The following is a 9,965-nucleotide window of genomic DNA, read 5'->3' as shown; positions in this document are numbered from 1 at the left end:
TGGCCCCGCCCGCCGCTCGTGCCTTCCCGGCCCGGCAGTAACGGCGCGATGCGCGCCCACTGCGCGTCGGTCAACATGTACTCCATTCCCAAACATACTAGCCACTGTTAACACTTCCTAGTATTCTGTGGTACTCAGACTCGTCCGAAATTGAAGTCATCGTGGGTGATGTAAACACGCCGTTGCTGCACTTCCGCTCCGCCCTGCTCACCATCGGGCACCTGCAAAGCTTGCTACGCGACTACTGGCCCGCCGCCACTGAGGCCAACGCGTAACAAAAAAGCCTTCCTGATCAGGAAGGCTTTTTTGTTGCTTGCCAGCGGGCAAAAGCTAGTTGGTACCGCCCGTGGAGGAAGTACCATTTACCGGCTTTTGCTCCTTCTGCTGCAGAGCCGACTGCTGCTGCATGGGGTTGGGTTGGGCGCGCTGCTGATACTCGAACAGCTCGAAGCGCGAGGGCGCGGCTTTTTGGGGCCAAGCGTTGTTCGAGAGGTCGGTGTCAGCGGTTTGTAGGAAGGGGTCCAGCACAAAGCTTACCACCGGCTTTTCGGTGATGAATACCTTGGTTACCTCGGCGTTGTTCTTGCGCCAGATTTCGGCCGGAATGTTCATGATTTCCTGCTTGCCGTCCTCGTAGGTCATCTGCACAATTACCGGCATGGTCAGGCCGCCCTTGTTCTTCAGGCTCACCTCGTAGAAGTGCAGGCCGCTGTTGAGGCGCTGCTGCTGCTCGGGGGTCATGCCCTTTACCATCTGCTGGTAGCGCTGCTTGTCGGCTTCGGTGGTAGCCAGCGGGTCGTACTGGTTGTAGAAGTCCTTGAGCTCAGGCTTGTCGTCCACCAGGGTTTTCTTGATGTCCTGCAGGTTGCGCTGCTGGGAAATGCTCTGGGGCGCTTTGTTGATCAGCTCCCGCTTGCGGGCATTCTCAATTTCGGGGTTCTTGGAGTCCACCGTATACCATTTCACGCCGTCAATGGCCAGGTCGGTCTTATCTACGGTATAGAACCAGCCGCGCCAGAACCAGTCCAGGTCCACGCCCGAGGCATCCTCCATGGTGCGGAAGAAGTCGGCGGGAGTGGGGTGCTTGTAGGCCCAGCGGGTGGCGTACTCCTTGAAGGCGTAGTCGAACAGCTCCCGGCCCATGATGGTCTCGCGCAGGATGTTGAGGCCGGTAGCGGGCTTGCCGTAGGCGTTGTTGCCAAACTGCAGCACCGACTCCGAGTTGGTCATGATGGGCGTCTGCAGGCTTTTGTCCGACTGCATGTAGGCCACAATGTTGGCCGGCTCGCCGCGGCGGGAGGGGTAGTTACGCTCCCATTCCTGCTCGGTGAGGTACTGCACAAAGGTGTTCAGACCCTCGTCCATCCATGTCCACTGCCGCTCGTCGGAGTTCACAATCATGGGGAAGAAGTTGTGGCCCACCTCGTGAATAATCACCGAAATCATGCCGTACTTCCGGTCAGCCGAGTAGGTGCCGTCCTTTTCGGGGCGGCCACCGTTGAAGCTCAGCATGGGGTACTCCATGCCGCCCACCGGCCCGTGCACCGAAATGGCCACCGGGTAGGCGTAGGGAATGGTGAATTTCGAGTAGGTTTTGATGGTGTGCGCAATAACCTCGGTGGAGTACTTACCCCACAGCGGGTTGCCCTCCTTGGGGTAGTAGCTCATGCACATCACCGGCACGCCGTTCTGCTTCACGCCCATAGCGTCCCAGATAAACTTCCGCGAAGAAGCCCAGGCAAAGTCGCGCACGTTTTTAGCGGCGTAGGTCCAGGTTTTGGTGCCTTTAGCGCGGTTCTGCTCGGCCCGCTCCGCCTCCAGCGGCGACACAATGAGCACCGGCTTGTTGGAGTTCTTGGCCTGCTCCAGGCGCTGGCGCTGCGCTGACGACAGCACTTCCGAGGCGTTTTGCAGCGTGCCGGTTGCGCCCACCACGTGGTCGGCGGGGGCCGTGATGCTCACCCGGTAATCACCGAAGGGCAGGGCAAACTCCCCGTTACCCAGAAACTGCTTGTGCTGCCAGCCCTGGTTGTCGGAGTACACCGCCATGCGGGGGTAGAACTGGGCAATTTCGTAGAGGTAGTTTTTGTCCTCGGGGAAATACTCGTAGCCCGAGCGTTGGTTGATCTTGGTCTGGTCGTTGATGTTGTAGCTCCACTTGATGCTGAACGTCACGGCCTGCTTGGGGCGCAGGGGCGTGGGCAGATCAATGCGCATCATGGTGTGGTTGATGACGTGGGGCAGGGCCTTGCCGCCTTTCATCTTTACCTCGGCAATCTTGAAGCCCCCGTCAAACTCGCTCTTCTGCAGGTACTCCAGGGCCTGAAACGGCATGCGCTGCTGAATCTGGCCTACTTCCGTGGTGGCTGTAATAGAGTTTTTGTCCAATACGTTCTGGTCCAGCTGCACCCACAGGTAGGTGAGTACATCAGGCGAGAGGTTGGTGTAGGTGATGTCCTCGTCGCCGGAAATCGACTGTTTTGCGTCGTCCAGCTTTACCCGGATGTTGTAGTCGGCGCGCTGTTGCCAGTACTGGTTGCCGGGCGCGCCGGAGGCGGTGCGGTAAGTGTTGGGCGTGGGCAGCAGGGTTTCCAGCTGCGCGAATTTGTCGGTGCCGGAGTTTGTATTCTGCGCCGCAGCCGGCAGGGCCAGCAGCGCCACCAGCCCGGCGGCCAGCAGTGGTTGTTTCAGCATATGCAATGAAGGGGAGAAAAAAGCGGCAATAACAAGCAAAACGACCCCGGAAAAACTACCCGCGCCGCGTGCGGCGAAAGACACGGCGGGCAGCGTGAGGTTGCAAATAGCGTAGCCGGAAGATACTACACATCTGGTTTACCCCAGCAACTGCCCCAGCAGCAGGACAAGAGCAATTCCCAGCGCGGCCCCGCTGGTGACCAGCAGCCAGTCGCGGCGGTGTACGCGCAGGCCTCGCAGCAGCACAAAGCCCAGCAGTAAAATCAGCAGCACAATAACCAGCTGGCCCAGCTCCACGCCCAGGTTAAAGCTCAGCAGCTCCACCACCGGCCGACTTTGCTGGCCCAGCAGCTCGCGCAGGTAATTGGAAAAGCCCAGGCCATGAATCAGCCCGAATACCATTGCCAGCAAATTGGGCCAGGCTAGCACCAGGGGCTGGGGGGTAGGACGGTCAGCTGTGCGGCCCGTTCCACTACCGGCCCGGGCCAGGTTTAGCACGCAGGTTAGCAGGATGGTCACCGGAATCAGCACTTCAATCAGCGTGGGCGAGTACTGCACCACGTTCAGCGTAGCCAGGGCCAGCGTAATGGAGTGGCCCACCGTGAAGCTGGTCACCAGGGCCACCACCCGCCGCCAATCCTGCAGTACGTAGGGCGCGCATAAGGCCAGCAGGAACACCAGATGGTCGTAGGCGCGCAGGTTGAAAATGTGATGAAACCCCAGTTGCAGGTAAGTGGTGAAAACGGACATACGAGGTGCTGATTGGAAGGAGCAGGGAGCCAAATATCAGCATCTTGTGTTATTTACCGCAGTCCGGCCCAAGGTGGGTGGCTCTGTTGGCTGGTGTAGAAAGGGTTGCCCAGCGTTCAGAACAAAAAACTCCCCGCCGGCCAGGCCGACGGGGAGTGTATCAAAGCAGCATCAAGGCGACTACTGCTTCACAATGCGGCGTACATCCAGGCCGCCTTCCGTGCGGGCTTTCAGAACATACACGCCCGTGGGCAGCTGCGACAAATCCAGGGGCTGCTCCAGGCGGCCGGCGGGCACCGTGAGGGTACGCACCGACTGCCCGATGGCGTTGTATACCGTCAGCTCCACGGCCTTGCTGTAGCCAGCCAGCTTGAGGGTTACTAGCCCATCGGTAGTGGGGTTGGGGTAGAGCGTGAGCGAGGTACCAGCCAGGGGTTTCAAATTGGTAGTTACCACCTGCGTGGTCGAAGCCAACGAGGCGCAGCCTGCGGTGCTGGTTACCACCACCGTGTACGTGCCGTACTGGGCGGCCGAGTTTACCACGTAGTCCTGGCCGGTAGCCCCGGGAATGAGCGTGCCGTTGAGGTACCACTGATTGCCCATGGCGGAACTGCTGGTAAGCGTAGTCACAGCCCCATTGTAGCGCACCGAAACCGTAGGCCGGGCAGGAGTGGCGTTAATGGTGACGTTGAAGGTAGCCGTAGCCGCCGCGCAGCCACTGCTGGCCGCTACCGTGTTGGTAACGGTATACGTGCCCGGAGTGGAGGTGCTGGGCGTGATGGCGCCGGTAGCAGCATCCAAGGTGAGGCCCGCCGTGCTGCTAAACGTGCCGGCTGTGGCTCCGCTTGCAAAGGCCGGCGCAACGGCACCCGTAACGGAAGTGCAGTAGCTGGCATTGGCATAGCTGAAGCCAGCCGTAGCCGGCGCTGTAATGGTTACGGTAGCGGTGGCCGTAACGGCGGCGCATCCGCCCGAAGCCGCCACTGTATTGGTAACGGTATAGGTGCCGGGCGTAGAGGTAGCAGGCGTTATAGCACCCGTGGTAGCGTTTAGCGTCAGGCCAGCCGTGCTGCTGAACGTGCCAGCACTAGCGCCAGCGGCCAGCGTGGGCGTAACTGTACCGGTAGCCGAAGCGCAATATGCCGTAGCTGCGTAACTGAAGCTGGCAGTAGCCGGAGCCGTAATGGTCACGGTAGCCGTAGCTGTTACGGCGGCGCATCCACCCGAAGCGGATACAGTATTGGTCACCGTGTACGTACCGGGGGTAGAAGTGCCCGGCGTGATGGTACCCGTAGCAGCATCCACTGTAAGCCCGGCCGTGGAGCTGAACGTGCCCGCGGTAGCGCCGCTGGCCAGCGTAGGTGCAACGGTTCCGCTGGCACTGGTGCAGTACGCTGTGGCAGCGTAGCCGAAGCCGGCGGTAGCCGGAGCGGTAATGGTAATCTGGAAAGTAGCCGTCACTGCCGCGCAAGCACCCGAAGCGGCCACTGTGTTAGTTACGGTATACGTGCCGGGCGTAGAGGTGCTGGGCGTAATGGCCCCCGTGGTGGGGTTGAGTGTGAGGCCAGCCGTGGAGCTGAACGTGCCAGCCGTAGCACCGGTAGCCAGCACCGGCGCAGTGTTGCCCGTTGCCGAGGTGCAGTAAGCTGTACTGGGGTAGCTGAAGCCCGCAGTAGCTGGTGCCGTAATGGTTACCGTGGTGGTGGCCGTAGCCGCCGCGCAGCCACCGCTGGCCGCTACCGTGTTGGTAACGGTATATGTGCCCGGAGTGGAGGTGCTGGGCGTGATGGAGCCGGTAGCAGAATCTAGCGTCAAACCAGCTGTGCTGCTGAACGTGCCGCTGGCTGCACCGGCTGCCAGTGTAGGTGTAACCGTACCGGCAGTGCTGCTGCAGTAGGTAGTGGTCGTGTAGCTGAAACCAGCCGTTACTGCGTTGGTAATGGTTACCGTAGCCGTTGCCGACCCAGGGCAGGTGCCGCCCACGCTGTACGTCACCGTATAGGTGCCGGCCGTGCTGGCTGCCAGGTTGATAACGCCCGTAGCTGCGTCAATGGCTAGACCAGGGGTGCTGCTGAAGGTGCCGCCAGCCGTACCCGTAACCGTGGGAGCAGGGTTGGTACCGCTCTGGCAGAACGTGGTATTGGCGTAGCTAAACGCGGCCGAAGCGGCCGGACTCACCGTTACCTGAATGGCCGAGGAAGTAGTAGAGCATGTACCGGAAGTAACGACTACCGAGTACGTACCGCTGGCCGTTACGGTAGCCGTGTACGTGGCCGAAGTAGCTCCGCTGATGGGCTGCCCATCTAGCAAAAACTGGTAGGTAGCACCGGTAACGGGAGTAACATTCAGCGTAAGCGTACCCGAGCCGCAGAACGTGGTGGGCGTGGCCGCCGTGAGCGTAGCCGTAGGAGCAGGCGTTACCGTTACCGTCACCGCCGACGAATACACCACCCGGTTGTCCGCAGTGCGCATAACGGCCCGGAAGGTCGTCGTCTGGGTTAGGTTGGTAAAAGTCAGTGTGCTGCCAGTGTTGGTGCCTGGTACCGCCGCAAAGCCGGTGCCCGTATTGGCTTCGTAGCCCGTAATGGTGCCCACGTTGCCACTAAGCGTAAGGGTGCCGGAGTTGGCACCGCTGCACACGCTGGCTACCGAAGAAGTCAGGGAGCCACCTTCCGTGTTGGCCAGCACAAAAAAGTCGTTGCCGGGCGTAATAGGCTGAGTGGATACCAGACCGGTAGTGGGAGTCGAAGCCGCCAAGCCACCAATGCTGGCGTAAGTACCGTTGGCCGCAGCCGCCTGCGCTACCACCGACGTCAGCGTGCCACCCACCACATCATCACCGCCGTAGCTAAGCTGCACGGTGGCCGAAGTTGGCAAGGCTGCCGTGTTCTGGATGCGCACGTAGCGCGTGGGGTTCAGCGCCGACAAGCCACCGGACAACGACCCACCCGTAGCTCCGCTTACAATGGTAGCCGTGAAGGTTTGTGCCCCCGAGGTGGTGATGCCGCCAAGCACCACCGGCCGCCAGCCCGGACCGTCGCCAATGGCGAAGGTCCGGCTCACGGGGGTAGTGCTGTTGACCGTAATGGCCAGCGGGCCGCGCACGAAGCTGGTCGCCGAGCCCGTGGGCGGAGCGCCCACCGTTTCGGCCAGAATCAGGGTGCTGGTAGCCGAAGTGCTTAATACTCCACTGGTCAGAAACAACGACTGCGTGGCGTCGCCGCGCACGGTGAGGTTGCCGCCCGCCAGCGTTACGCCGTTGGGGTTGTCAATGGTGAGATAATCGATGATGCGGGAAGGGGGAACTTCGAAGCCCGTAACGTGGCCCGTCGACTCAGGAGCGTACAGCAGCTGCAGAACACCGGCGCCGATATTGAAATTGGGTGCCACATCAAAGGTAGCTGCCCGGCTGCCAGAACCGGTGGCCCCTGACTGGATAACGTTCAGCACTGCCGTGCCGTCGCCAACCGTGAGGTTACCGGAGTTTATTATGCTACCCGAGAACAGGTTCACCCGCGATACCACCAATGGAACCGCCAGCGTCACGCCGCCGCCAATGTTGTCGATGGAAAGCGACCGGACCGTCTGGAAGGTGCCCGAGCCGTTTAGAACCTGAGCAACGGCCCCCGCGAAATAGAGGTTGCTATTAGTGGCCGTACCCGTGAGCGTGCCGTTGTTGGTGACGGCGGGGGCCAGCTGCAGCAACAGGTTGCCGTTCAGGTTCAGCGTTCCGCCTACGTTAATCAGCACCGTGCCGTAGCTGTTGGTCTGGCCCGCCAGCAGTACGCTTTTGCCGCTGCTGATGCTCATGTTCGGTACATTGCCCCGGATGCGGAAGTCGAAGTTGGTGGCCGTGGCGGCCGTACCGGGGTTCAGGGTGCCGCCCGTTGCGTTATAGGTGCCCGCTACGTAATAGTCGAGCGGGGTAGTGGCCGTGCTGCGCTGCACCAAGTTGATGCTGCCGCCCGAAACGGTACTGGTGCCATTTACCCCGAACGAGGGCGTGCCGCTGGCATTGGCCACATTGGCCACGTTAATGGTGCCCGCGCTGAGGGTGAATGTCATGGCGGCGGCGGCGGTGGCACTGGTAAAGGAGCCAAACCGGCCGGCGGCCGTGAGCGTACCGCCTTCCATGGTGTACACCGCGCCCGAGCCGAATACCAGCGAGTTGCCGCTGCCCGTGCCCACGTTGTAGGTGCCCGCGCTAATGCGCAGTAGGCCGTTTACGGTGCCGGAGCCCGTTTGGCCCAGTACTGTAAAGTTGGGATTATTGAGCCAGAAGCCGCCCGTAGCCGGAATAATGTAGGAGGCCGAGTTGCCGAACACACGGTTCGTAACCGTGTTAGTCCCCGAAATTTTCAGGGTACCGGTCATATCATCAACAGGGGTAGTGCCCGTAGTCCGCGTCAGCAGAAAACCGTCGGTGGTCGAGGCCGAGCCTTTCACCGTAAGCGTCGGCAGGCTCATTTCCACCACATCCGTCCGGGCCGATTTGGCCAGAGTCATTGTCTGCAGGTCGGTGGTGCCGGAGCCACTGAAGCTGGCATTGCCCGCGCCGGTAAAGCGCAATTCTGAGCCCACCGTGCTGCTGGCGCTCAGGTCCAGGGTGCCGTTGTTGGTTACGCTGCCACCCACCTGCACCTGATAAGGCGTAGTGCCGGAGGTGAGCAACGAGCCTGCGCTGTTGATAGTGAGCGAGGCGCAGCTAGCTGCCACGTCCACCGTTACAGTTGCGCCGCCTGCCACCGTCACATCGTCAGTAGCCGTGGGCACCACGCCACCTGCCCAGGTAGCCGGGCTGCTCCAGTTGCCGCCGGTTGCCGTGGAGCTAATGCTGGCCTGCACCTTGTGCGCCTTCCGCACGGGAGCGGGCGTAGTAGGCCTCGGGGTCACGTTGGTCGAGCCAGCCAGTGCCGGAACAGCAGCGGCCGGTACGCGCACCGCCTCCGTGCTCAGCCGCTGCTGCGCCTGCGCAGGCGGGCTTACCAGTAGGCCACAGGCAGTAGCTACCAGGGGCAGCCAGCTGCGGTTTTTAACAGCCCGCCACTGGCGACCTGTTCCATGCTGTACTGTTGGAATCATGCAAAAATGAGTAAGGGGTGGGAAAAAGAATAAAGCAGGCCTATGGAGCAAGTGCTCTATCTAGACATCAGGTGGGGAAAAAGCATGCGAAGAACTCGTAACCAGCTAAAAAAGGAGTACAGCATACGAAATGACTCCGGGAAATACGCACATAAAATGTTCTATAAATACAAGCGGGTAAGATAAAGTAAATATTTCGATTATTCAGATAATAATATCACGGCTTCATCAAAGCAGGATGATAAATTTACCGAATCCTTTACCCGACTTTAGCTATGAGAAAACGAGTACTGTTGCTGGTAGGAGCCCTGTGCGCAGGCACTATTAGCCGGGCCCAAACAACGCAGCCGCTGCCCGTGGCACCCACCGAAATAACCTTGACCCGCGCCGATACGGCCCGGGCCGTGCATGAGTTGTTCAAGAGTCGGCGTGGTGGGGCCGCAGCCTGGCTGGGGCTGGGAATAGCCGGCCTGGCGGCTTCCATTCTGCCCGCGCAGCAATCCACCAGCGCCGGAGTCTGGACGCCGGGGGTAGTAGCGGGCACTGCGTTTGTGGGCATTGGGCTGAACAAAAGCATCGGGTTCTGGTGGAGCAAGGAGCGCATGGTAATGCGCAACCTGGCCGCTACCGGCCACCTGCCGCCCAACATCCGGCGGCGGCTGAAAGGCGAGTTTGTACCCCTGCGCGGCATGGCCTCCGATCCGAATCCGCTGCTGGCTACCGGTGTACCACTGCCGGTAGATACAACCAGTGCGACTACCCCTACTAAAATCAGTATTCCCTTCGCAGGAGTAGCTACCTCCGGCTACACGCTGGCCGATTCGTTGGATGCGGTAGCGGCTTTATTTAGTGGTAAGCGGTTAGCGGGCCAGTTGCCCGTGCTGGCAGTCCTGCCTGCCGCCCGGCTACTGTCGGGCAGCAGTGAGGCCGACCGGCAGTACAACGTAAACACGGGGCAGTACGAGGAAAGCAAACCGTCGGCGGGAGCAGTAATTGCTGGGCTAGGGCTGGCTATTGGCGGCGTTACCTACATGTTCGTGCATAATGCACCGTACTCCAACGCCAAGTATGCCGAGCTGGTGGCCGCTTCCCAGGCTGGTGCTCCCATTCCGACTAAATGGCGCGCCCAGCTCAAGCCCAAACACTTCGGCCAGGGTCGGGAATTGCGCAATAAGATGCTGCGGCGGGAGGCCCGCAAAAACCGAAACAAGTAAGCAACAAAAAGCCCCGCTGGCACAATGCCAGCGGGGCTTTTCTATTCACTCCAGCCTACTTACCCAACCGTCGGAATTTCCACGTTGTTGAAGCGGATGTGCCCGTCTTCCAGCACGGCTTCCACCACGGCGTCCTTGCTCACGCGGCCCGAAAGGATGTCCTTCGACAGCTCGTTGAGTACCAGGCGCTGCAGTACGCGCTTCAGTGGCCGGGCCCCGAAGGTG

General features: G+C 60.7%; 5 protein-coding genes. 1 reads left to right on the top strand and 4 read right to left on the bottom strand.

Annotated elements, in window-relative coordinates; genetic code table 11:
- Window positions 1-330 precede the first annotated feature (330 nt).
- From ROI90_RS20980 to ROI90_RS20970, 3 genes are all read right to left on the bottom strand, one after another.
- Window positions 331-2,694, bottom strand: a complete 2,364-nt coding sequence (locus ROI90_RS20980) for a M1 family metallopeptidase (RefSeq protein ID WP_316000242.1) — start codon at window positions 2,692-2,694, stop codon at window positions 331-333.
- A 138-nt stretch (window positions 2,695-2,832) separates the two neighbouring features.
- On the bottom strand, window positions 2,833-3,444 hold the full coding sequence (locus ROI90_RS20975) for a HupE/UreJ family protein (protein ID WP_316000241.1): 612 nt from the start codon (window positions 3,442-3,444) through the stop codon (window positions 2,833-2,835).
- A gap of 180 nt (window positions 3,445-3,624) precedes the next feature.
- Window positions 3,625-8,526: a T9SS type A sorting domain-containing protein gene (locus ROI90_RS20970; protein ID WP_316000240.1), complete on the bottom strand. Its 4,902-nt coding sequence runs from the start codon at window positions 8,524-8,526 to the stop codon at window positions 3,625-3,627.
- A 275-nt stretch (window positions 8,527-8,801) separates the two neighbouring features.
- On the opposite strand from ROI90_RS20970, the gene ROI90_RS20965 reads away from it, so the two are divergent.
- On the top strand, window positions 8,802-9,740 hold the full coding sequence (locus ROI90_RS20965) for a hypothetical protein (RefSeq protein ID WP_316000239.1): 939 nt from the start codon (window positions 8,802-8,804) through the stop codon (window positions 9,738-9,740).
- Between the two features lie 59 nt (window positions 9,741-9,799).
- Here ROI90_RS20965 and ROI90_RS20960 read toward each other — a convergent pair.
- Window positions 9,800-9,965, bottom strand: a 166-nt coding sequence (locus tag ROI90_RS20960) for a hypothetical protein (protein ID WP_316000243.1), incomplete at its 5' end; no start/stop codon positions are given.

The sequence above is a fragment of the Hymenobacter endophyticus genome, from assembly GCF_032464715.1.
Classification (GTDB): domain Bacteria; phylum Bacteroidota; class Bacteroidia; order Cytophagales; family Hymenobacteraceae; genus Hymenobacter; species Hymenobacter endophyticus.
Note: the sequence above shows the minus strand (reverse complement) of the source record. Positions and strands in the feature narration are given on the sequence as shown.

Bases quoted from the DNA above. Each gene is read 5' to 3' on its own strand.
- ROI90_RS20980 (WP_316000242.1), bottom strand. From the start codon at position 2,694: ATGCTGAAACAACCACTGCTGGCCGCCGGGCTGGTGGCGCTGCTGGCC.
- ROI90_RS20975 (WP_316000241.1), bottom strand. From the start codon at position 3,444: ATGTCCGTTTTCACCACTTACCTGCAACTGGGGTTTCATCACATTTTC.
- ROI90_RS20970 (WP_316000240.1), bottom strand. From the start codon at position 8,526: ATGATTCCAACAGTACAGCATGGAACAGGTCGCCAGTGGCGGGCTGTT.
- ROI90_RS20965 (WP_316000239.1), top strand. From the start codon at position 8,802: ATGAGAAAACGAGTACTGTTGCTGGTAGGAGCCCTGTGCGCAGGCACT.